Origin of the sequence: Rhizobium sp. BK619 (genome assembly GCF_014195245.1) — a bacterium.
Classification (GTDB): Bacteria; Pseudomonadota; Alphaproteobacteria; order Rhizobiales; family Rhizobiaceae; genus Rhizobium; species Rhizobium acidisoli.
Genome location: NZ_JACIBH010000016.1, coordinates 66173 through 89365, shown reverse-complemented (window position 1 = coordinate 89365; position 23193 = coordinate 66173). Strand labels below are relative to the sequence as shown.

Below are 23193 nucleotides of genomic sequence, written 5' to 3'. Positions count from 1 at the left end.
CCTTTCGACTGAATGGCATCGGCTAGGCGGGGTTCGTCTCCTTCTCCTCCCGGAGGAGGATCGACATGTCGGGGATGCCGTCGGTGGCCGTCGCGCCCGTCAGGCAATATGCAGCCGCGGCATGGGCCACAGTGCAGATCTGCTCGACAGGCCAGTTCTCATGCAGGCCGTAGAGCACGGCGGCACAGAAGGCGTCGCCGGCGCCGACAGTGCTGACGATGTCATTGGGATCGACAGCGCGCGAACGCGTCATGATCGGGGCAGCGCCTGATGCAAACCAGAAGCAGATCTCCGGCGCGTGGATGATCGCCCCCTTGGCGACGCCTGCGGCCAGCAGCCGCTCGCCGGCCTTGAAAAGCTCCGCCTCGATCAGATCACCCTTCGCATCGCGAACGGTAACGCCGGTTGCCCGGCCCGCCTCCATCTCGTTGATGATCAGGAAGTCGCAGAAGGGCAGAGCGACGCCGACTTTGGCCGCAAATTCCGGGTCTTCGCTGGAAACGAAATCCACGCAGGTCGTCAGCCCGGCGCGGCGCGCGGCTTCGAGCAGGCGCGAGGCTCCCGACGAACCGTCGGGCCCTATTCGGTCGAGGCCCGGCAACAGCATGAGATAGCCGAGATAGAACAGCCGATATCCGGCCTCGGCGAAGGTCGCGGGTGAGATGAGCTTGTCCGTGACGGCATCGCTGGCGCCGCCATGATAGAAGAAGGTGCGGTTCTGGCCCGGCACATTCATGACATGCGTATGCGCCGTCATCCGGTCGGCGAGCGCGGTCAGACCACCGATATCGACGCCCGCCGCGGCAAGCCGGGCCTTGACGATCTCTCCGTCCTGATCGGCGCCGATGCATCCCGCCGACGCCAGCCTTCCGGGAAATCCGAGCGAGGCGAGATCGGTGACGACATTGGCAGCCCCGCCCCCGACGCCCAGATCCTGGTGCAGGATAAGGGCGAGATTGCCCTGTTCGGGCCAATAGGACAGGGTGTGGACACGGTCGACAATGAAATTTCCGGCGCAAACGATGCCGCCCTGTTTCAGAGCGTCGTGCTGGTGAACCTCCTCCCCGGTTCGCATCAGCGGCCTCCTTCGTTCCGCAAGGGGCGGAACGGCGGCTCGTCTTCCTCGATTGCAGCAAAGCGGCCGATCAGCTCCATCAGACGGACGCCCCATCATAGTCGACCGGGACCACGACATCCTCGCGACCGGATTTGAGGGCCGCCATCAGCACCGCATGATGCGCCTCTGCCTCCGCCGGCGTCGCGCAGCCGAACCCGTTCGCATCGCCTCCGGCCAATTCATCGACGAAAGCCGCCCACATCTGCTGGATGGCGTCGGCAAAACCGAATTCGAAGATCTTGCCGGTGATGGCGGGAAACAGCGAGGTGTAGCCGAGATCCTCGGTGCTCCAAGCCTGCGCGCCGCCGTTGTAATCCATCCACTGCCACTGACGCGGCGACTTGGTGCTGAAGAATGCGCTTTTCTTCATGCCCAGGACTCTGATGTACCAGGTGTTGGATTCGCCGGGCGCGATGCGCCAGGTTTTCAGCACCATCGGGAAATCCTGATCCCCGGTGCGCACGCGGCTGCTGATCGTCGCATTGTCCCAGGTGGTGCAGGGCAGCATGCCGCCCTTGCCGTCAGGACGTTCGGTGACCTTTTTGACCAATTGCGCATGCAGGGTCATTGGGCGCCAGCCAAGACGCAGCGGCACGTGCAGCACATGCATGCCGAGATCACCCATGCAGCCATAGTCGCCGTTAATGTCGGCCATGCGCTTCCAGTTGATAGGCTTTTGCCGGTCGATATCCGACGAGTGCAGGAAGCCCGCCTCGACTTCGAGGATCTCGCCCATTTCGCCGCTTTTTGCCAGCGCGATAACCTTCTGGGCACCGGGGAAGAACGGCATTTCCGACGAGCAGCGGACCATGAGTTCGGGGTGCTCGGCGAGAACCGCCGTGATCGCCCGGTTCTGGGCGGCATCCATACCGAATGGCTTTTCGCCGAGAAGATGCTTTCCGGCCTTCAGCACGTCGATATAGAATTGCTGGTGCAGCACATGCGGCACAGCGCAATAGACCGCATCGACTTCGGGATTGGCGAGAAGCTCCTTATAGTCGGCGGTGAACTGGCGAACCGTCGGCACATGATCCCTGAACCAGTCGAGCAGCGTCGCATTGGTATCGCAGACGGCAACGATTTCCGGCCGCGCCTTCACATCGGCCAGATGCAGCCAGCGCGCTGCGGCGCTGGCGAATTCGCGCCCCATCAGACCGCAGCCGATGACGCCGAAGCGGAATATTTTCGTCATGACATGTCCTCCCAGACGCGTCAGCCAATATGCAGCGAAGCTTGCTCAACGGAAGCCTTGTCATGGACGATCGCCATCAAGGCCTTCGTCATGCCGCCGGGATTGTGATGCTGAATGACGTTGCGGCCATAGACGATGCCACGGGCGCCCTGCTCCATCAACTGCTTGGTGCGGATCAGGATTTCCTGGTCCGAAACGCGGCCGCCGCCGCGCACCAGCACCGGCAGGCCCTGGGCGATTTCGACCACGCGGTGATATTCCTCCACATTGTCGCACGGGTCTGCCTTGATGATATCGGCGCCGAGTTCGGCGGCCTGACGCACGAGCGGCAGGATCTTGTCGATAGCGCCATCGACCATATAGGCGCCCTTGGAATTGTCCTGCATCACGAGCGGCTCGACCATCAGCGGCATGCCGTAGATCTCGCATTGGCGCTTCAGGCTGTTCACGTTGCGCACGCAGGCGCGGTAGACTTCCGGCTGGTCCGGCAGCATCAGAAGATTGACGACGACACAGGCGGCATCCAGCGCAACGCCCTGTTCCACCGCCCTGTCGATCATTTCGGAAAACAATTGCGACGGCAGCGGATTGCCGTAGATGTTGGCGATGTCGGTGCGCAGCACCAGTGCCGGGCGATGTTTTCCGGGAATGGCCTGCAGAAGGGGTGCGGTGCCCGGCGGCAGCTGAATGGCATCCGGGCCGGCCTCAGCGATCACCTCGATGGCGGTCTTCATGTTCTCGATGCCGGCGAGGAAGGTCCGTTCATTGAACATGCCGTGATCGATAGCGACGTCAAAACAATTTCCGGACACGCCGAAAAGTCGGTTCAACCGTGCGGATTTCATTAAGCTTCTCCCCGATATGGCAACGTTTCCACATTCGAATAAATGCGCTGGGAATGCGAGTCAAGACGATGTGGTAACGTTTCCATATCGCTGACTTTGCGCAGCAGGCAGTCTTGTTATGCGGACGAGGCGCCGCTCGCGCCTCGTCCCGAAATGGCTACCAGCAGGTGAATCCGGCATCGACGTTGACGATTGCTCCGGTCATCAGGCTGGCTGCGCCCGTTGCCAGAAAGAGGACCGCGCTTGCGACCTCCTCCGGCGTTCCCATCCGGCCCATCGGTGTGTCGGCCAGCCAGAGCGGAATGCGCTCGCGATTGGCTTCGACGGCCACCACCATCGGTGTCTCGATATACGTGGGCGCGACGGCGTTTACCCGGATACCATGCTGCGCCCATTCGGCGGCCAGCGACCGCGTGAGGTGATGGACTGCCGCCTTGGAGACATTGTAGGCCGTCTGAGGCTGCGGCCGGTTGCAGATGTGCCCCGACATCGAGCCGAGGTTCACGATGGCGCCCCGCTTCATCGAGACCATGTGTCGGCCGAAGGCGCGCGAGCACCAGAAGACGCCGTTGAGATTGACGTCCATCATGCGCAGCCAGTCCGCGTCGGTGAGATCTTCTGCCGGGATGCCGCTCTGGCCAATCCCGGCATTGTTCACCAGGATCGTCGCCGGCCGGCCTCCGTCGGCAAGCTCATTGGCGATTGCGTCCATCCGGCCGGCGTCGGTAACGTCGCCCACCCGGACTTCGATGTCGTAGCCCTTGTCGCGCAGTGCAAGCGCTTGCCGGGCGTCGGCCTCGCTGCGTTCGATGACGACGACAGCCGCACCCGCCTCCGCCAGCGCCTCGGTGCAGCAGAGCCCGATCGCGCGCCCTCCGCCGGTGACCACAGCACGTTCGCCGTCGAGGCGAAATTTCTTCTGGTAGCTCATATCAGGCTCCTTCAGATGTCGAATGCGCTTGGAAGGACGACGATATCGCGGATAGTGACGTTGCGCGGCCGGGTCAGCATGAAGATGATCGCGTCGGCGACTTCCTTGGGCTCGATCAACGCGCCGGCCTCCTTGGCCTTGCGAAGGTTTTCCTCCGGCCAATCCGCAAGCAGAGCGCTGATCACCGGTCCTGGCGACACCGACCCCACGCGAATGCCGTTTTTCAGAAGCTGGCGCCGCATCGTCTGGACGAAGCAGGTCATCGCCCATTTCGACGAGGAATACACCGGCTCCCACGGGATAGCCGAATGTCCAGCGACCGAGCTTGTGACGACAATGTCGCCGGTGCCGCGTTCGATCATGTGCGGAATGACATTGTGAACGTTCTTGATGACGACATTCACATTGAGATTGAGCATCCGATCGATCGTATCGAGGTCGGTTTCCACAAGGTCGCCGCCGATATAGGTGCCTGCATTGGCATGCAGGATGTCGAGCTTGCCCGTCTTCGCCAGGACGCCCTCAAGCAGTCCCGCGCATTCGTTCGGATTGAGCAGGTTGATCACGAGCGGGATCGCGCGCTCGCCAAGCCGGCTGCAAACCGCCTCAAGGGCCTTCTCATCCCGGTCCACCAGCACGACCGTCGCGCCCGCGGCGAGCATTGCTTCCGTCGAGGCCAATCCTATGCCGGATGCCGCACCCGTGACCGCCGCGATCTTCCCATTCAATTCCGTCATCGATGTCTCCTCCTATCCTGATTTTGATTGCTCATTCTTCCCGACGCTGCAGGCGGCGTGATAGTCCGCCAGGCTCTTCGTCACTCTCCAGATCAGAACCTCATCCGGATCGAGCGGCACGTCTGCGAAATGCTGGGCGGCCGGCATATGCTGCCAAAACAATGGCAGCGGTACCGACTGCCCGCGAAGGGCATCGCAGAGGCGCCGGACGGCCTCTTGCGCTTCACCCGACGCCCAATAATAGCGGATGCGGTCAGACAGCGAATAATGCCGCAGCCAACGCATCTCGGCCTCCGTCCCGTGATAGTGACGGCGCCAATTGTCGGGCTGAGCGAGCATCAGCGCTTCCAGCGCCGCATAGAGCGGGCGCTGGCCGTAATCGGCCAGGAGGTCGGACGCGATCGCATCCAGCGCGTAGAGCGCCTCGCGCAGGACGAAGGTCAGCTCGGGACCGACCTTCAGAATGGGAAAACCGTCCTTTACCAGCGCGCTTAGCGGCCCGGTGCCCTGATAATCCGTCGAGTGAGCCTCGAACACGAATTGCGGCTCCCCGGTCAGCACCGATTGCAGCGCCGCTATCTTGCTGCTGTCATAGAAGATGACGTTGTGATTGCCGAACTCGACACCCGGCTGAACGACCAGCCCGATCGCCCGCCCGAACGCCTGCCCGAGGCCGGCCGCTGCAAAGATCCGGCGGTGGACTTCGATCGTCTTCAACGCCGCCGCAGCAGCCGTCGGCTCGATCGTCGTCAGGGCATGGTCGGCCCCGCCCGGCGGCGGCACTTCGGTGCCGATGACGTAAACCGGCATCGCGCCGCCGGTCTTCCTGGCCGAAGCCTCGGCGACCGCGGCGAGCCGGGCAGCGCGACGGGCGGTGGTTTCGTCGTCGAGCGCCGACGGCTCGCCCTTGCAGCCCATCGAAGCATCGAGGTGAATCTTGCGGAACCCGGCCTCGACATAGGCGGCAACCATCGTCTCCGCCTCGGCCATGGCCTCTTCCGCCGGCCGGTCGCGCCAGGGATTGGGGCCGAGGTGGTCGCCGCCGAGAACGATCAATTTTTCGGGGCACCCCTCCTCCGCAGCGATCTTCATGACGAGAGAGGCGAAATCGCTCGGCGTCATCCCGGTATAGCCGCCGAGGTGATTGACCTGGTTGCAGGTCGCTTCGATCAGCACGGTGCTTTTCTGTTGCCGCCCGTGCCGGAGGGCGGCGCGCAGCACGATCGGATGGGCGGAGCATACGGAGGTGACGCCCTTCGGCTGGCCTTCGATCCTGAGCCTCGCCAGTTCGTTCAGATGCACCTCCATCACGGCCGCCTTTCCGTTGACGCGATAAATGCATCGAGTTCCCGGCGGGTGCCCGCACCTTCCATCGGACCCAGCACCGTGACGTTGCGGGCGCCGGCGGCCGAGGCATAGGTCAGAGCCTGTTGCGGAGACATTCCGAGCCGCCGGCAAGTGAGATAGGCACCACCGAAGCAGTCGCCGGCGCCCGTAGGATCGACTTCCTGAACGACGAAAGCGGGAGCGTCGATGCGGTCTCCGCCGCCGGCGAAGTAGGTTGCGCCGCCGGCGCCGCGCTTCAGCACGATCTCCTTGACGCCCATCTCGAACAGGCGGCGGATCGCTTCCGCCTCGCCTTCGACACCTGCGGCGCGCTCAAGCTCCTCTCCGGAGGGCAGAAGCAGATCGGCGGCGGCGACAAGCTTGGCAAACCGGCGCTCGGTGTCCTCATCGAGCTTCAACTCCTTGCGAAGGTTCGGATCGACCGACAGCGTTCCGCCGTGTCCCTTGACGATGTCGACCGCCTTGTCGATCACCGCACGGGCACTCGGAACCGACAGCGCCGAGCCCATCACGTGCAGGTGCCCGGTCCGATCGATGAGATCGGCGACCCCTCGGGACCAGCCGAAGCGGGCGGCTGCGGAGGTGGCGATGTTGTAGACGAAATCTCTGGAGCCATCCGTCCGGTAGCGAACGAAAGCGCTTCCCGTCGGGTAATCCGGATCGATCGAAATGGCCGAGATATCGACGCCGTCGCGTTTGAGGCGATCGGTATTGACCCGGCCGAAATCGTCATCGCCGACGGCGCCGACCATTGCCGCCTGACCGCCGAGGCGACCGCATTGCGAGATGAAGATCGCCGGCGCACCGCTCGCAAACGGACCGACGAGCGGCTGGGCTTCGAGGAAGCCGTTTCCAACCGTCGTTGCGACGATCTCCACGAGGATCTCCCCTACGCAAACCGTGGGACCAAGTGCGTCCGGAGCCAGTATTGAAACCATATGCAGTCCTGCTTTCGATCCCTGTGGTCTCTTAACTCAGCGCCGATTGGACCGGCGCACCGTCCTCGCTGCCGAACTCCTCATTCTCCAGCGACAGGAAGCGCCGGTGCAGCATGCATGCCGCCCCGAAGGCGGAATCGAACTCCGCATCATCGTCCACGACGATCTCCGGCGTGGGAAAAGCGATGTTCTGGCCTTCCGACATGTGGACCGCCACGCGGGCAGCCACCATCGGATAGAGGGGTGCGACGGAGCCGCCCAGCACGATCCTGTCTGGGTCGAGCAGACGACAGGCCTGCAGCAATGCATATGCAAGATGGCGCGACCAGGTTTCGGCGATGTTGACCGCGGCCGGGACGCGATCGCGAACGCCACCAAGGAAATCCTGCAGATCGGCGTCCTCGCGTCCGACAGCCTCGCGATACTGGCCGATCAGCACCTCGCGACCGATCAGTTGTTCGAGCTTCTGGCCGCCGCTTCCCGGCACCAGCGTGTGGCCGATTTCCCCCGCCAGACCATGGCCGCCGCGAAACAGCTTGCCATCGATCATGATGCCGCCGCCGACGCCCGTTTCCATCAGCAGGAACAGGGTCACCCCTGCGACGCCGTGACGATAGCTGTCGCCGATCGCAAACGCATTGGCATCGTTTTCAACCGCGATCGGCACGGCGGCCGGGAAGGCTGACCGGGCAATGTCCTTCAACGGTACGTCCCGCCAGCCGATGATCGGCGCCAGCGTGACAAATCCATCTGGGCGCACGTGGGACGGCGTCGATAGGCCCAAGCCTTTGCACCTGTCGATCATTCGCTTCGCCATCGCGCCGACAATCAGTTCGATACCCTGCGCCACGGCCTCCTCCACCGTCGAAGACGGTGTGTCGAAGGCGACTTTCCGACATGCGCGCACTTCGGCGGAGAGATCGACAACGACAGCCGATATATGTTCGACGCCGATCTCGATCCCGACGAAGAAGGCAGCATCCGGAACCAGTTCGAGCATGATGCCGGGACGGCCGGCACGGGAATGCTCCAGGCGCTGCTTGCCGCTCTCCTCCGACTCCTGAACGAATCCGCCCTCGGTCAGTTCGGCGACGATCTCTCCCGAGGAGGAGCGGTTCATGCCGAGCTTGCGGGCGAGATCGGCCCGGCTGAGGCTTTGGTGGACATAGATCGTCTGCAAGGCGGCGACGATATTGTTCTGCCGGATCCTGCGCGGCGAACTTCCGATGGAGACGGTGTCGTTCATGTGTCTATTCCCTTCAAGCCGCCCACCCTTACACGACTGGAACAGGCTGTCAGAAGGATAATCAGGGCCGCGCGTTTGTGGCGCGGCGACGCTTGGCCTCGTCATATTTCAGCTCGATGTAGCGCTTGGCGTGCGCCGCAAGCAAATCATTATCCTCCCAGGTATCGCGCCAGATCGCACAGGCGAGCGACAGGCCTTCGTCCACGACCGTCGTCGAGAAGCTCTCGAACACGATGTCTCTTTCGTAGCCGATGTCGAGCAGGGCGTCGAAGATCCGATCGAAGTCGATGACGCCGTCACCGAGATAGCCGCGATTGCTTTCGCCGATGTGGAAATAACCGATCTTGTCGCCGGCAAGACGGATCGCAGCGGCCGGATTGGCTTCCTCGATATTCATGTGGAACGTGTCGAGATGGAGACGAACATGCTGCGATCCGGTCTCGGAGATGAACTTGAGGCCCTGCGCCGTGGTATTCAGCAGGTTCGTCTCGAACCGGTTGACCACCTCCAGCACCAGGTCGACGTTCGCCTGCCTGGCGACCTCGCCGGTTGCAGCGATCGCGGCGACGCTGTTGTCCCAGCCCTTCTTCGTCGGCTGACGATTGTACTTGGTGTGGGCGGAATAGAGAATCCCGCCGAGCTTGTTGCCGCCGATATCGCGAACCGCACGAACGGCGTCGGCCAGCGTCTGCCTGCCGGCGGACACCGCAGCAGCGTCCTCGCTCGACACGTCCTTGTCGAGCGGCAGGCCCATGGTCACGCCGATCTCCACATCGAGGGACTGGGCGAGCTTTGCCAGCCGGTCGAGATTGAATTTCTCGGGGCGCAGATAGGCAAATTCGATGGTGCGATATCCGTGTTCGGCGGTCTTGTTGAGGGCCATTTCCAGGCCTTCCTGCGTTTGGCCGCCTGTCCATACAAATGAATGGATACCCAATCGACGCATAGGTTTTTCCTCCACGAAATGCCGGTGATTGCGCTCAGTGCTATGCCATTTAGTTTGGCAAGACAACAAATAAATTTGGACACTCCTATTTTGTTGCTTCGCAAAAATACCTTGCATTGCAGCATTTTATGCCTAACGCCATTGCTTCATGGCACTGCGGAAAATTTGTTCCTGCGAAAATCAATAACATAGGCCATCTATTTGCATGTTTAGACAACAAATATTGCACTGTCCGTTTTTTTGGCCTACACAAGCACCGGCGAATATTCTCGCTGCACTCTGGGAGGATTGGAAATGCACTATGCTTTGAAGGCTAGCGCGCTTGCGCTGACGCTCGGCCTCGCGACGACCGCTTCGCCGGCCTGGGCTGACTTCTGGTCCGACGCCGGCGCTAAATACAAGGGTGTGACACTGCACGGCGTCACCGAAAGTACCCCGCCATCGAACTACATCAAGAACGTGCTCGCTCCGGAATTCGAAAAGAAGACCGGTATCAAGGTCGAAATCGAGACGACCTCCTGGGATCAGATGTACGACAAGGCGATCAAGGACATGGAAGCCAAGACCGGCATCTATGACATGGTCTACATCGAGCAGGACATCATCTACTCCTATCTGGCCAGGAATTTCCTCGTCGACATCACCAAGACGCTGAAGGATCAGCCGGATCTGAAGGCCCCGACCTACGACGATGCGAATTTCACCAGCTTCGCCGACTACTTCAAGGATGCCAACGGCGACCTCTTCGGCACGCCGATGGAAGCGTTCCTGAAGACATATCTCTATCGCAAGGACCTCTTCGACGATCCGAAGATCAAGGAGGCCTTCAAGAAGGAAACCGGCAAGGACCTGAAGCCGGCGACCACCCACGAGGAATACACTCAGATCGCCGAATTCTTCACGAAGTACGGCAAGGACAACGGCATGGAGCTCTGGGGCACGACCGCTCAGGCCCATACGGGCCATCCGGCCTCCTGGTATGAATTCTTCGAGTCTATCGTGCCGACGTTCGGGGTCTATAATTGGGGCATCGACGCCAAGAACAATTATGCGGCCACCGTCGAACACGGCGGCACGATGAATGGCGACAAGGCGAAGGCCGCGTTGAAATATTGGCTGCACCTGCGCGACATCGCTCCACCGGAATCGACCCAGTCGACCTGGACGGAAACGGCAACGACATTTGCCGCCGGCCGTGTCGCCCAGGGGTTGATCTACGGTGAAAATGCCGCGTGGATTGCAAGCGATGAAGCGCAATCGAAGGTCGTCGGAAAGGTCGGGTTCGCTCTGCCGCCGCTCGAGCCGGGCGTGCTGGACGATGCGAAAGCCGGAAAGGGCTATATCGGTTACTACGACGGCGGCGCCTTCGGCGTGCCGATTACGTCGAAGAACAAGGAAGCGTCGCTGCTGTTCCTCGAATTCATCGGTCAGAACGAAGTGCAGCCCGACTGGGCCATCGCCGCGCCGCGCATCACCAACAAGGCGACCTTCGACGATCCGAAGGTAAAGGAGATGGATACCAAGCTCGGCGGCTTCTACACGATGCTGAAGGATGAGGGCAAACTCTTCGCCGGCGCTCCTCCCTACCCCTTCCATGCGCAGGTGCGGGAAGCGACCGCTCCGATCTTCTACGACATCCTGACCGGCAAAATCGCTCCCGATGAAGGCCTCGACCAGATGGCGGCCAAGGCCGAAGAGGAACTGACATCGCTCGGCTATCGCAAATAAACATCCTCCCCAATTGACGGGTCGTGTCCTACGACCCGTCATCTTTCGCTCCAGGATGGGCGGACGTCACATAACGTTCAATGGGGGATAGGCGATGCATTCGCAGAAGCTCGGGTGGCTGTTACTGTCACCGACCATCGTGATCCTTGGACTGTTCGGAATCTTTCCGTTCATCTACGTCCTCTGGGTCTCGTTCCATGCATGGAACCCGTTCGCGGCCAATCCGGGCATGGTCTTCAACTGGGCCGACAACTATCGGCGGCTCGTCTTCGACGCCCAATTCCTGGCATCGCTCGGCATAACCCTCACATTCGTCTTCTTCGCAGTCGTCTCGGAACTGGTCCTCGGCTATGTCCTCGCCCAGGCGCTGCTGAAGGATTTTCCTGGAAAAGCGGTGTTTCGCACGATCCACACCCTGCCGCTGATCATGGCGCCGATCATCGTCGGCTCCGTCTGGAAGCTGATGACCACACCGTCGATCGGCATCATCCCCTATCTTCTCAGGAGTTGGTTCGGCTACGATCTGAACATCGGCCAGAGTGCCGTCGCGGCCTTCACCGTCACGGTGATCATGGACATCTGGCACTGGACGCCGCTCGTCACCCTTTCGCTGATCGCCGCACTGGTCTCGCTGCCGCCCGATCCGTTCGAGCAGGCGCAGATCGACGGCGCGGGCAAGAGCCAGATCTTCTGGCACATCACGCTCCCGCTGATCCGCCCGGCCCTGCTCGCCACGGTGTTCATCAGGCTGATGGATGCGCTGCGCACCGTCGACGAAGTGCTGATGCTGACCGGCGGCGGCCCGGGTTCGTCGACACGCTATATCGGCGTCCACATCTTCAAGGAGGTCTTCCCGAAGACCAATTACGGCTATGGTTCGGCCATCTCCGTCATCGTCCTTTACCTCACCATCGTCGTCTGCTGGCTGCTGTATGTCGGCCTGATTGCGCCCCGCGTGAAGAGAGGTTGACGCGATGAAGACCCAGACCCCCTGGCTGCCCGTCGTGCTGTGGATCTTGATCAGCCTCGCGACGCTTTTCCCGATCTACTGGCTGTTCGTCATATCGGTGAAACAGCCCTTCGACCTGTTCTCGACGCCCGATGTCGTGCTCCGCAGCTTCTTCTGGAAGAACTACCAGGATGTGCTGACCAATCCGACCCTGCGCGGATACATGCTCAACTCGATGATCATCTCGTCGGGCAACGCGCTGCTGGTCACGACGCTCGGCTTCTTTGCCTGCTACGCGCTGACCCGCTTCGACCTCGCGGGGAAGGAAAGCATCTTCTTCTGGACGATCACCAACCGCATGGCGCCTCCGGCGGTCTTCCTGCTGCCGCTTTTCCTGCTGCTGACGCAGGTTTACAAGATCGGCGACTTCTCGCTCGCCGATTCCCGGCTGGGCATGATACTGGTTTACTGCTCCTTCAACCTTCCCTTCGCCATCTGGACGCTGCGCCCGACCGTCGAAGGAATTCCGAAGGAGTTGGACGAGGCAGCCTATATGGACGGCGCCAGCCCATGGACCGTCCTCTACGACATCGTCTTTCCCCTGGCGCGGCCCGGGCTCGCGGTAACGCTGATCCTGACCTGGGTGTTTGCGTGGAACGAGTACCTGCTCGCAGCGACCCTCACCAACTTCAATGCGCGAACTCTGACCACCGGCCTGTCCGAATATGTGACGACCACGGGCACGGCCTGGGGCATCATGGCCGCAATCTCGATGCTGACACTGGTTCCGGCGCTCATCGTCTTTTCGGTGGTGCAACGCCACATCGTGGCCGGCCTGACCTTCGGTGCGGTGAAAGGGTGAAGCCATGAGCTCTCAATCAGAAAACAACCAACGCAAGCCGGGATTTCTGCCGATCGAGACGAACTGGTTCGACCGGCTCTTCATCTCGGTGGTGATCTGGGTCGCGCTCTCGCTGTTCTGGATGCGGTTCATCGAGCCGTTCGGGCCCTCGGTATGGGTCGCCGCGGCAATCTCGGCGGTGCTCGGCGCCTATATCGTCTGGAAGGGATGAGCCGATGACTTCCGTCAACACACCAGCCGTGCTGCTTTAGGGAGGAACGACATTGGCAAACGTACAGGTTAGCGACGTCACCAAGAGGTATGGCGCGCTTCAGGTCATGCACGGCGTCAGCGTCGACATCGAAGACGGCGAATTCGTCGTGCTGGTCGGCCCCTCCGGATGCGGCAAGTCCACCCTGCTGCGGATGATCGCCGGTCTCGAGACCGTCAGCGGCGGCAACATCCGGATCGGCGGCCGTGTCGTCACCAACGCTCCACCGAAGGAGCGCGACATCGCGATGGTGTTCCAAAGCTACGCGCTCTATCCCCACAAGACGGTGGCGGAGAACATGGGCTTTCCGCTGAAGATGGCCAAGCGCCCCAAGGCGGAGATCGACGAGAAGGTCGGCAGGGCCGCCGAGATCCTCGACCTGACGCGTTATCTCGACCGCTACCCGAAGCAACTGTCGGGCGGTCAGCGTCAACGCGTGGCGATGGGCCGCGCCATCGTCCGCGATCCGCAGGTCTTCCTGTTCGACGAGCCGTTGTCCAATCTCGACGCCAAACTTCGCGTCACCATGCGCGTCGAAATCAAGGAACTTCACCAGCGGCTGAAAACCACCACCGTCTACGTCACGCATGATCAGATCGAGGCCATGACGATGGCCAACAAGATCGTGGTGATGCGCGACGGCAGGGTCGAGCAGATCGGCAAGCCTCTCGATCTTTACGACTTCCCGGTCAACCTCTTTGTCGCCGGCTTCATCGGCAGCCCATCGATGAACTTCCTTCAGGGCCGTGTCGCGACCCGCGACGGCCGGAAGGTCGTCGTCACCGACCAGGGCGTCGCCCTGCCCCTGGACAATACCAATGCGGATGACGGACGGACTGTCACCTATGGCATAAGACCGGAGCATATCACGATCGGCGACGATGGCGTTCCCGTCGAGGTATCGGTGTTCGAGCCCACGGGTTCGGAGACATTGATTTTCGGCCGTACGCAAGGTGTGCCGATCGACGCCTTGATCCGCGAGCGTATCGAGGTCGATCCCGGACGGACGGTGTATTTCCACATCGATCCCCGGCGTGCACATATCTTCGATCGGGAAACGGGCCAGAGACTGTAAGGAGACGACCATGGACTTCAATGGAAAGACGGTCATCGTTACCGGAGCGGGAAAAGGCATCGGCCGCGAAATTGCCCGGATACTCGTCGAGCGGGGTGCTGATGTCGTTGCCCTCACCCGCAGTGCCGCCGACGTCGACGCGCTGCGAGAGGAACCCGGCTGCCGCGCCATAGAGGTCGATCTCGCCGACGCCGATGCGACCAGGGAGGCGGCGATTGCGGCCCTGCCGGCGGATTTCCTGATCAACTGCGCCGGCACGACCGAACTCCAGCCGTTCCTGGAGACGTCAGTCGAAGCATTCGACCGTCTCGTCGCGGTCAACACACGGGCGCCGATGATCGTGGCGCAGGAATATGCCCGATCGCTGATCAAGGAGGGCCGCAAAGGCGCCATCGTCAACGTCTCGTCGGTCGCCTCGTTTGTCGGCATCCCCGACCATGCCGCCTATTGTGCGTCGAAGGGGGGGCTCGATGGCTTGACGCGGGTCATGGCGAAGGAACTTGCGCCGCACGGCATCCGCGCAAACGGCGTGCACCCAACGGTGACGCTGACGCCGATGGCGGTGAAGGCCTGGAGCGATCCCGAGAAGGCGGCCGGGATGATGCAGCGCATCCCCGTCGGTCGCTTCGCCGAACCGAGCGACGTCGCCGAAGTCGTGCTCTTCCTGCTGTCGGATGAGGCGGCGATGGTGAACGGGATATCCATGCCGGTGGACGGCGGCTACATGATTGCCTGAGATCGACAGCTGCGCGAAGATCTACTGCACCAATCGCCGCAACTGTTCCTGATCGACAAAGTGATCCGTCACCCCGGCCTCTTTATCCGGGTGACTGAAAACGAGACCCTCGGCATCCTCAAGCTCGAGCGCTTGCTCCGTATTCATGATCCCGAGCGGCTGGCGCTCATATTCGGACTCGAGCGCCGCCTCGACGATTGCCTTTTTCTTGCGCATGTCCATGTCCTCCGTTCGCTAAAGTAACGGCCGGCTGGACTCGCTGTTCCCATGAGGGATTCACGATATAAAACCAGCTGAAACGAACATCCGAGCTGCGCGGCCGACAGAGCAACCGTTTGATCCGGATTGTCCCCGTTCTGTCCAAATTGCGCAGGCAAAATCGGCGGCGCTTCAGCAAAGCATTCTTTGTTAACTTGTAGACTGCACTGAATGGCTCCAGTCCAGCGAGCAAAGTCTCGATGCGCTGAATGAGTTTCGCCGCCGCTGCCGAACTCTTAAAGTCATGAATGACTCATGGCGCTTTCCCACGATGCCCTTAAATGCACGACGTTTTGATGCTGCTCTCGAGGGGCAGCCGGACAGGCTTGCTTCCAACGACTGAGGTAAATGCATGATCTCGAACAGCCTGCTGGTTATTGGCATGCGATCGGTCGACGCAATCGGGTTGTCGATCATGCAGGCCGGATCGTCGAAATGAGCGGCACCGGCATGAGCGCGTTGCTGAGGATCGCCTTCAGACCAACGGTGAAGCGGAAAACACGCCATACTCTGGCGGCGCGGGCGTTGAGGCTTGCGGCACTGCGCATCGCGCTGGTCTGCGCCTGTGCGGGCGGTGTGTCCTATTTCATCAACCATTCCGCGCTTGAGCAGTCGGTGCGCTCGCAGCTCTCGTTGTCGACGGAACAGGCTTTGCAGCGCGAATCTCTGCCATTTCGCGAAGTGAAGGACCTCGAAAAGAATTTCCTTGCCGAATTCGACAGGATCTACGCGATACCGGAAGCCCGGCAGTCATTGGCGCGGAATTTCGACGATATTTTCTATCGCCATGAGGATGGATCCTACACCCAGCGCCCGGGATTATTTGAAGGCGAGCCTTTGCCCGATGGACGCAGATTTCCCGGCATGTCGGCGACCTATGCGCCTGACGTGACGCCGGATGCGGACGTGAAGACACGGTTTGCGCTGTCGTACCTGCTCTCTTACCAATTCGGTTCCGCCGCCAAGGGCCGCCTCTTCAATTTCTACGGCGTGGTTCCGGAAAAAGGCTTCCCGATCTATCAGGCTGCCGACATCGCCAAGGTTTTCAAATATGAAGGCCCGGATGCGCTGAAGCTCGAGACTTTCGAATTTTTTTCCCGCGGCTTCGGCGGGCCTCAAAACGAGACCTTCTTCACCCGCATCTATTGGGATCCCTCCAACAATGCGTGGATGACGACGATTGCGACGGCCGATGCGCCTGATGCTTCGGGCAAACATCGCATCATGGCTTGCGTCGACGTGCTGCTCGACGATCTGATGAAACGAACCGCAAATCCGACGCTGCCGGGCGCACGCGCGACGATCTTTGCAGCCGATAATCAGGGAACTCTGATCTTCGACGGTAAATACACCGATGCGATCACGGCCAGCGCCGGCGAAGCCTCGATTTCCTCCCTTGAAATCGCCGACTACCAGCCATTGCTGAAGGCGAGCCAGGCGATCGGAGCGGGTTCAGTATCGCTCATCGAGAGCACCAGCGAAATTACCGCCGTCGGCCGGATCCCGGATACGCCCTGGGTGCTTGCCGTCCACTATCCGAAATCCCTGATGCGACCCGCCATCCTCACCAATCTCGGGATCGTCGTCGCGGTCGGGCTGCTCACCTTGTTCGTCGAACTCTTCATCCTCCGCTCGATCCTGCAAAAGCAGGTCGCCGAACCGCTGGTGAGATTGATCCACGCCACGCAGCTGGTCGGTCGTTCCGGCGTTACTGTTGCCAATGACGCCCTGCCCACGCATTCCGACGACGAGATCGGCGAGCTTGCCCGCGATTTTGCGTCGATGGCCGCGCGCGTTCACACAGCCCATGAAGCGCTTGAGGGAAAGATACGGGATCGAACGTCCGAGCTGGAGCGGCTCAATCAGAAGCTCCTGACGATCAGCCAGACGGACGAGATGACGGGCGTCGCCAACCGGCGCCGCTTCGACGAGGTTCTCGCAAGCGAGCTCGCCGGGCTTGGACAAGGGCAGGACCTGTTGATGCTTGCCATGGTGGATGCCGATTGGTTCAAAGGCTATAACGACCGATACGGCCATCCGGCGGGAGACGCCTGTCTCAAGGAAATCGCCAGGGTGCTGGAACGCAATACACGCAGCAAACAGGACGTTGTTGCCCGCTATGGCGGAGAGGAATTCGCCATCATTGCGCGGATCGCCTCAGCCAGCAACGCGCCCGTCATCGGACAGGCCCTATGTTCGGCAATGGCGACCGTCAAGCTGGCGCATGAGGGATCGCCTTTCGGGCACGTGACGCTCAGCGTCGGCATCGCTCTGGCGGCCCCGGATCAGAATATCTCTCCGGAAGCGCTCTTGCTCGAAGCCGATCGCGCGCTCTATCGCGCCAAGCAGGCAGGGCGAAATCAAGCCGTCGTTGCCGAGCCTTCTGCTGACATGCAGATCCAGCAGATAGGCGCTTAAAAATTCTAAAGCCCGGGCTCGGCAATGCCCGTTTTGCAGAGGCACGGCTGTGTCCGACGCCCCGAACAGTTCGAGTAAGGGAGCATTCTTCGGCGCCCATGGCGGGGTCAAGCCGCACTCGGAAATCCAGCTAAAACGTTGAGACAGTTCCCGGCACCGGCGACACCGCCTAACTCGGCGAGGCGTCAGGCCCGCTGGCGGCTCTTTGGATCAAGCGGGCAACCACTTCAGTCCGGTTCTGCGCCTGCAGCTTTCGCATGATGTGTTGCAGATGCATCTTCACCGTATGCCCCGACAAATTGAGTTTTCCTGCAATGACCTTATTTGAGCAGCCGGATTGCAACTCTGCGAGGACATCCGCTTCGCGGGGCGTGAACTCGGCGAGCGCCAAGTATTGCGTCCGCTCATCCAAGCTTTTTTCGGCCTCGTTTCTGGCCGGACTATGCTCGTTTGAGCCGTTTGAGCCGTTTGTAGCTGCCCCCAAAAGCTGTGGGAAAAATGTTCCTCCTGCCAGGACAAGGCGAAGGCCGGCAAGAGCAATGTCGATGGGAAGGGACGTCGAGAAAAAGCCGCGTATGCCGATCTTGAGCGCCTGACGGGCAATGATGGCGTCATCCGTACTTGAGAGCAACGTGATAGGAACTTCGGGAAAACGTGCGGTAATCGCGGCGAGATCATCCCGCAGGCTGGCGCTCTCGACACCTCGGCCGGCCAGATCCAATGCGATCAAACGCACCTCGGCTCCAAGCGCCCGATCGAGACTCTCGGTCGAACTCAAATCGATCAAGTTCCACCCGGCGAGTTCCCGCTCAAGTAGCTTCACCACGGTCGTGCGCGCCAGTGTAGAATGCTCAATAATGATCACAGTTGGTGCATTGCGCCGGCGCTTTGTTCCAGCACTGTCGGACACCTGCGTGCTCCCCAGATTGTGTGCAACCCAACAGTCATTCATACTATTCCTGTTCTTGCGACATGTCATGAGAAAAAGCGAGTGTATTGCCGATATTAATAGTCTGATCTCTCAGGATAATTATTATAGCCTATAAGATTTCTACGAGAGATAACTAGCTTATGCGAGCAAATTTACGCGCTTGTTCATCATGAGCTGACGACTCGACTTTCCACCAAAGACTTTCCGGAATTCGCCGAATTTACGTACGGCAAGCGGGTCAACAAAGCTTCCAAAGGAATTGAAAAGGCAATCGATCTGCTTCAGACCTTTTCTGTAAAACTCTATCTTACATAACAAGCCACCGATCGGATCGGCTTTATTTCCCTGTCTCAATTCAAAACAGTTGCAGATCCCAGTAGCAAAAGGACAAACGCCAAAAGCAACAAAAGCCTGAGATCGGCGACTACCCTTTTTGATTACTGGAAACCGCGCTCAAATGACGCATTAATACCAGCCGCAGCGTTTTTCACTCAGGCAGCATCACGCAGGCGCCGACTGATGCGGATAAGCTCATTGGGGAATGGTCGGTATCTCCGTCGAAACCGGGCGGGGAACGATTCAACATATGGCTTGAAAACAGCACCGAGAACAATCTCGTGCAGTTGTGCAGGCGCAATACGAGCGGGCTATCTCTCTGTTTTCACGCAATTCCCGGCAAAAGCGCTTCGCGCCTTTACTGGGAAAACCGCTGAGCACTTTTGCTGGAATTGCTCTAGCTATGCATGAAAGTCAGAATATCGTCGACGAGCGCCGAATGGGCGTCCGTGAGGTTACCCTCTCCGCCGTGGCCCGCGATGCCGGCCAGCTGAAGCGCATGCTGATCATAGAGAACATGGTCGATCTGTTGGGCGTCCGCCGTCCCACCGGCGGGAACGGCAATATTGATGGGATGGAAATAGCCGAAATTGACGTCGACCATGGCGCCGGTCGACGATCCGTCGCCGCCACCGCCACCGGCATGGTTGCCGGTAAAGATCGTGTCCGACGACAGGTTGAAGCCACCGCCGTTGCCGCCCATGCCTGCGATCTGCACAGTGCCCTGATCGAAAATCACATTGTTTGTCTGATGAGCCTCCGCCGAGCCGCCTGCGGCGCCGATGGCGATGTTGATCGGCGAGAAGATGGCGATACTCACGTCGACCATGCTGCCGACGAAATATCCATCACCGCCGTGGCCGGCATAATAGTCGCCGGTCAATGTCAGCGCAGTGCCCGGGCTCATGGACGAACCATGGGTCGCGACATTATGGTCTCCGCCCGAGCCGCCTATGCCACCCATCTGGGTTGCGCCCTGCAGGAACATTGCGTTGTTCGATTGCTCGGCGTGAGCCTCCGCGCCTGGGCCGGCAGCCACAGCAGTATTGACGGGGGCAAAGACTGCGACTTCGGTGCTGACCAGCCCGCCATAGAAGAGCCCGTTGCCGCCGCTGCCGGCATGAGTGGCGCCATCGCCGCTGCCGATGGCAACATTGCCGCTTCCGCCATTGCCGCCGATCCCAGCCATTTCGGTGGGATGCTGATTAATGAGCGCATCGTTGCCCTGGAAAGCGTCGGCACTCGAATGAGGTCCTGCAATAGCGGCATTGGACGGCATGAAGACCGCCAACGCATTGCTGCTGATCACGCCTTCGCTGATCCCGTCACCACCGCTGCCGGCTGACGTATGACTTGGAGCGGAAGCGACATCCAATGGAAGCCAGGTCGGCACCAGTGCCAGATGCCCCGCAGCCACATTGGCGGCGAGGTGTTGATCGGTGCCCGCCTTGGGCAGGTCTTCCAATAAGGGACGAGGTTCCGCCATTACCGTCTCCATTCGCGGTCGACCGCACGGCCACCGAGCATGCGGCGTCATGCCGCCTTAATTGTTCAGGCATTGTGCATCTGAACCTCGGAAAAGCAGAGCCTGCAATTCGTCTACATCCACTCGGCTAGTTCTCTAGCCATTTGGCTGTCATGGCCGCAGCACCCGTTGTGCGCGTTGCAAGCACTCAATCGGCTTTGGATGAGGGCCCTGGCGTCGCTTCGGTGAGGTCGAAGACTTGATCGTGAGCATGCCGCCCCGCGCCAAATCACCCAACACCAATCCAAATAACGCTCCGTCACATCAAGTATACATCCGAAGGAATGCCTCCGAATATCTAGGTAGTTCGAAGTTTAAATCGCGGGCAATATTCCTCCGCGGTCGTATTGGCTGTGGCGATATGCCGGAAAGCACGCCGCAGGGGGACGCCGTAAAAAACCAACACGCACGAAACCAAGTAGAGGAGTGACATCAATGCCTATTCCACAAATATCCGACACGATTCATCTCAGCCATCCGGATGCGGGTGACGCGAATGCCGGCAACGGTGGTGATGGCCACAACGATGGCAACATCAACTACAACCCGGTTGCATATGTCGATCCCGTGCAAAAGGTCTATGGGGCCACTACCGATGTGCACAACGGCGATCACGTTTGGCAGACGGCCGATTGGGACGCCGGCCATGGCGGATCCGGTGGCTTTACCGAGGCCCAGAACGGCTTCCTGGCGAAAATCTCGAACCACGGCGATGGCGGCGCGGGCGGAGATTCCAACTCGAACGGTAGTCAAGGAAACTCAAGCGGCGGCGACACGGCTGCAGTGGCTGCGGCGACGACCGCGACACAATATACGCAGCTGATGGCCGATCAGCATGCCACCATCCTCGCCGGTGTCGGCGGCAACGGCGGCAATGGAAACATGGCGCATGGCGGCGATATCTCGTCGGCATTGGTCCACACGGATCCCGAAACGACGACGGTGACCAATTCTCTGGATCACTTCATCAACGCCTTCGGCCATATCGACGTCGACCATCTCGGCTCCTGAACTCAGACGACATCAAGGGCCGCTGGTTTCGGCCGGCGGCCCTCAAGGCAGACAGCCTCTTCTTGTCAGTATCAAGGGCAGCGAGATCTGATAATGACAACAATTTCCATAAAACCACCGCGACCACCGACACAGCTCGTTGTTGCGCTCCGGGCTTGCGCCGGGGCCTTCGGGTTGGTCTTCCTTTACAGCTGCGGCTATAATCTTTTTCTTCTCACGCCTTCCATCTATCTCCTGCAGATCTACGACAGGGTCCTGTCGAGCCGAAGCGTCGACACGCTGCTGATGCTGACGATGATCATCGCCATCGCCGTGTTGGTCGGGTCGACGCTCGATATCGTGCGCAGGGCAGCTCTTTCGCGCATCGGCAGCTGGCTGGACCATAGGCTGCGGCCCATGGTGCTCACCGCATCGTTCGAATATGCCGCTCGCGCCGATACGGGAGCCGCCTCGGAGTGCTACAGGGATCTCGCCGCATTGCGCCAGTTCCTCGATTCACCGGCCAGCTCGCTTCTATTCGACGTTCCCTGGGCGCCGGTATTCCTGCTTCTGCTTTTTCTTGTTCACCCGCTGCTTGGGACCATCGGTCTTCTGTGCGCAGTTGCGCTGCTGCTGTTTGCGCTGGCAACGGAACTGGCGACGCGGGCGCCGCTTGCTCACGCCAATCTTGCCCTTTCGAGGAGCTATCTGCGATTTGCGACCGCGCTGAAAAACATCGAGGTGATCCGGGCCATGGGCATGCAGGACGGTGCAGCCCTGATCGTCTATCGCGATGCGGAAATGGCAAGAAGGGCCCAGGACATCGCGATGCATCGCACGGAGATCATCCTTGGTTTCTCCAAATCGATCCGCACCTTGGCGCAGATCCTGATGATGGGATCGGCGACCTGGCTGGTGCTCGTCAACAGCGGCAGTCCCGGAATCATCTTCGTTGCGAGCCTGCTGCTCGGGCGTGGGCTCGCACCGATCGAGGGCGCAATTGGGGCATGGCGCTCCTTCATGTTTGCGCGCAATGCCTTCAATCGCTTGAACAGAATGCTGATAACAATTGCATCGGAATGCGACGCCCGAATGGTGCCGCTGCCGGAACCCAATGGCCTGGTTCTCGATAATGTCAGCTATTTCAAGCCATTCGCCGATCGGCCGATATTGACCGATATCACATTGCGCCTGGCACCTGGCGATTGCATTGCGCTCATCGGTCCGTCGGGATCGGGAAAATCGACACTGGGCCGCATCATGGCAGGTGTTGTGCCGGCAACGAGCGGATATGCTCTTCTCGGCGGGGTCGATATCTCGGCTCTGCGTCTTTGCGGGGGGACCTGCCACGTCGGATATCTGCCGCAGGATATCGAACTCTTCGGCGGAGCAATCAAGGATGTGATCGGCCGGCTGGACGGAGGAGATCCCGGCAAGGCAATCGACGCCGCAAAGCTGGTTGGATTGCACGACGCGATCATGCGGCTGCCGCAGGGCTACGAGACCGATATCGGTGAAGGGGGAAACCTGCTCCTTCGGGCTCAGCGCCAACAGCTGGGGCTGGCACGGGCGGCTTACGGAAATCCGTCCCTCATCGTTCTCGACGATCCGAATTCGAGCCTGGATTATGACGGCGAACGCATGCTGTTTACGGCAATCGAGCGGATGAGATCCCGGGGGATGACCGTCGTTATCATAACCCACCGGATGGGCATCCTGCCGGTCACCAACAAGATTGCCATCATGCGCAACGGCACGGTGGCTGCCTTCGGCGACAGCGAGCGGATTTATGAAACCTATCTTCAACCACCGGCGCGAACGGGAAGCTAGGGAGGG

At 60.4% G+C, this 23193-nt stretch carries 21 protein-coding genes; 9 read left to right on the top strand and 12 right to left on the bottom strand.

Annotation, left to right across the window (positions count from 1 at the left end):
- Positions 1-22 precede the first annotated feature (22 nt).
- The 9 genes from FHX14_RS27760 to FHX14_RS27720 form a co-directional block, all read right to left on the bottom strand.
- Positions 23-1075: a carbohydrate kinase family protein gene (locus FHX14_RS27760; RefSeq protein ID WP_003588634.1), complete on the bottom strand. Its 1053-nt coding sequence runs from the start codon at positions 1073-1075 to the stop codon at positions 23-25.
- 79 nt (positions 1076-1154) lie between these two features.
- A complete protein-coding gene (locus FHX14_RS27755) occupies positions 1155-2309 on the bottom strand; it encodes a Gfo/Idh/MocA family oxidoreductase (protein ID WP_003588636.1) in 1155 nt (384 codons plus the stop codon).
- Between the two features lie 20 nt (positions 2310-2329).
- Entirely contained in the window at positions 2330-3154 is an 825-nt protein-coding gene (locus FHX14_RS27750; RefSeq protein WP_003588637.1) for an aldolase, read from the bottom strand.
- Positions 3155-3311: 157 nt separating this feature from the next.
- The gene (locus tag FHX14_RS27745) at positions 3312-4085 is read right to left on the bottom strand and encodes an SDR family oxidoreductase (RefSeq protein WP_184380114.1); all 774 of its coding nucleotides are present in this window, start codon (positions 4083-4085) and stop codon (positions 3312-3314) included.
- Positions 4086-4096: 11 nt separating this feature from the next.
- On the bottom strand, positions 4097-4822 hold the full coding sequence (locus tag FHX14_RS27740) for an SDR family oxidoreductase (RefSeq protein WP_003588640.1): 726 nt from the start codon (positions 4820-4822) through the stop codon (positions 4097-4099).
- Between the two features lie 12 nt (positions 4823-4834).
- Positions 4835-6130 carry a D-tagatose-bisphosphate aldolase, class II, non-catalytic subunit gene (locus FHX14_RS27735; protein WP_184380171.1) on the bottom strand — a complete coding sequence of 432 codons (1296 nt, stop codon included), beginning with the start codon at positions 6128-6130 and terminating at the stop codon, positions 4835-4837.
- Positions 6130-7107, bottom strand: coding sequence for a sugar kinase (locus FHX14_RS27730; RefSeq protein WP_184380112.1), 978 nt, complete (start codon positions 7105-7107; stop codon positions 6130-6132). The genes FHX14_RS27735 and FHX14_RS27730 overlap by 1 nt, the downstream gene beginning before the upstream one ends.
- A gap of 31 nt (positions 7108-7138) precedes the next feature.
- Entirely contained in the window at positions 7139-8353 is a 1215-nt protein-coding gene (locus FHX14_RS27725; RefSeq protein ID WP_184380110.1) for an ROK family transcriptional regulator, read from the bottom strand.
- A gap of 61 nt (positions 8354-8414) precedes the next feature.
- The gene (locus FHX14_RS27720; RefSeq protein WP_003588648.1) at positions 8415-9299 is read right to left on the bottom strand and encodes a sugar phosphate isomerase/epimerase; all 885 of its coding nucleotides are present in this window, start codon (positions 9297-9299) and stop codon (positions 8415-8417) included.
- Between the two features lie 294 nt (positions 9300-9593).
- On the opposite strand from FHX14_RS27720, the gene FHX14_RS27715 reads away from it, so the two are divergent.
- The 6 genes from FHX14_RS27715 to FHX14_RS27690 all read left to right on the top strand — a co-directional run bounded on the left by FHX14_RS27715 (position 9594) and on the right by FHX14_RS27690 (position 14899).
- Positions 9594-11027 carry an extracellular solute-binding protein gene (locus FHX14_RS27715; protein ID WP_003588649.1) on the top strand — a complete coding sequence of 478 codons (1434 nt, stop codon included), beginning with the start codon at positions 9594-9596 and terminating at the stop codon, positions 11025-11027.
- Positions 11028-11121: 94 nt separating this feature from the next.
- Complete coding sequence (locus FHX14_RS27710) at positions 11122-11997, top strand: sugar ABC transporter permease (RefSeq protein WP_003588651.1); 876 nt, start codon at positions 11122-11124, stop codon at positions 11995-11997.
- Positions 11998-12001: 4 nt separating this feature from the next.
- On the top strand, positions 12002-12838 hold the full coding sequence (locus tag FHX14_RS27705) for a carbohydrate ABC transporter permease (protein WP_003588653.1): 837 nt from the start codon (positions 12002-12004) through the stop codon (positions 12836-12838).
- 4 nt (positions 12839-12842) lie between these two features.
- On the top strand, positions 12843-13049 hold the full coding sequence (locus FHX14_RS27700) for a DUF2160 family membrane protein (protein ID WP_003588655.1): 207 nt from the start codon (positions 12843-12845) through the stop codon (positions 13047-13049).
- 52 nt (positions 13050-13101) lie between these two features.
- Positions 13102-14163, top strand: coding sequence for a sn-glycerol-3-phosphate ABC transporter ATP-binding protein UgpC (gene ugpC, locus FHX14_RS27695; protein ID WP_003588657.1), 1062 nt, complete (start codon positions 13102-13104; stop codon positions 14161-14163).
- Positions 14164-14173: 10 nt separating this feature from the next.
- Positions 14174-14899 carry an SDR family oxidoreductase gene (locus FHX14_RS27690; protein WP_003588658.1) on the top strand — a complete coding sequence of 242 codons (726 nt, stop codon included), beginning with the start codon at positions 14174-14176 and terminating at the stop codon, positions 14897-14899.
- Between the two features lie 21 nt (positions 14900-14920).
- Here the strand turns inward: FHX14_RS27690 and FHX14_RS27685 are convergent, their stop codons facing one another.
- Complete coding sequence (locus FHX14_RS27685) at positions 14921-15121, bottom strand: hypothetical protein (RefSeq protein ID WP_172643254.1); 201 nt, start codon at positions 15119-15121, stop codon at positions 14921-14923.
- A 384-nt stretch (positions 15122-15505) separates the two neighbouring features.
- On the opposite strand from FHX14_RS27685, the gene FHX14_RS27680 reads away from it, so the two are divergent.
- Positions 15506-17575, top strand: a complete 2070-nt coding sequence (locus tag FHX14_RS27680; RefSeq protein WP_244429822.1) for a diguanylate cyclase — start codon at positions 15506-15508, stop codon at positions 17573-17575.
- 169 nt (positions 17576-17744) lie between these two features.
- Here the strand turns inward: FHX14_RS27680 and FHX14_RS27675 are convergent, their stop codons facing one another.
- Both FHX14_RS27675 and FHX14_RS27670 read right to left on the bottom strand, forming a co-directional pair.
- Positions 17745-18527, bottom strand: a complete 783-nt coding sequence (locus FHX14_RS27675) for a response regulator transcription factor (protein ID WP_003588663.1) — start codon at positions 18525-18527, stop codon at positions 17745-17747.
- A gap of 712 nt (positions 18528-19239) precedes the next feature.
- Complete coding sequence (locus FHX14_RS27670) at positions 19240-20328, bottom strand: hypothetical protein (RefSeq protein ID WP_012556559.1); 1089 nt, start codon at positions 20326-20328, stop codon at positions 19240-19242.
- A gap of 474 nt (positions 20329-20802) precedes the next feature.
- Here FHX14_RS27670 and FHX14_RS27665 point away from each other — a divergent pair, with 474 nt between their 5' ends.
- Together FHX14_RS27665 and FHX14_RS27660 are read left to right on the top strand one after the other, a co-directional pair.
- Positions 20803-21378: a hypothetical protein gene (locus FHX14_RS27665; RefSeq protein ID WP_012556558.1), complete on the top strand. Its 576-nt coding sequence runs from the start codon at positions 20803-20805 to the stop codon at positions 21376-21378.
- A gap of 93 nt (positions 21379-21471) precedes the next feature.
- Positions 21472-23187: a type I secretion system permease/ATPase gene (locus FHX14_RS27660; RefSeq protein WP_054183764.1), complete on the top strand. Its 1716-nt coding sequence runs from the start codon at positions 21472-21474 to the stop codon at positions 23185-23187.
- Positions 23188-23193: the final 6 nt, after the last annotated feature.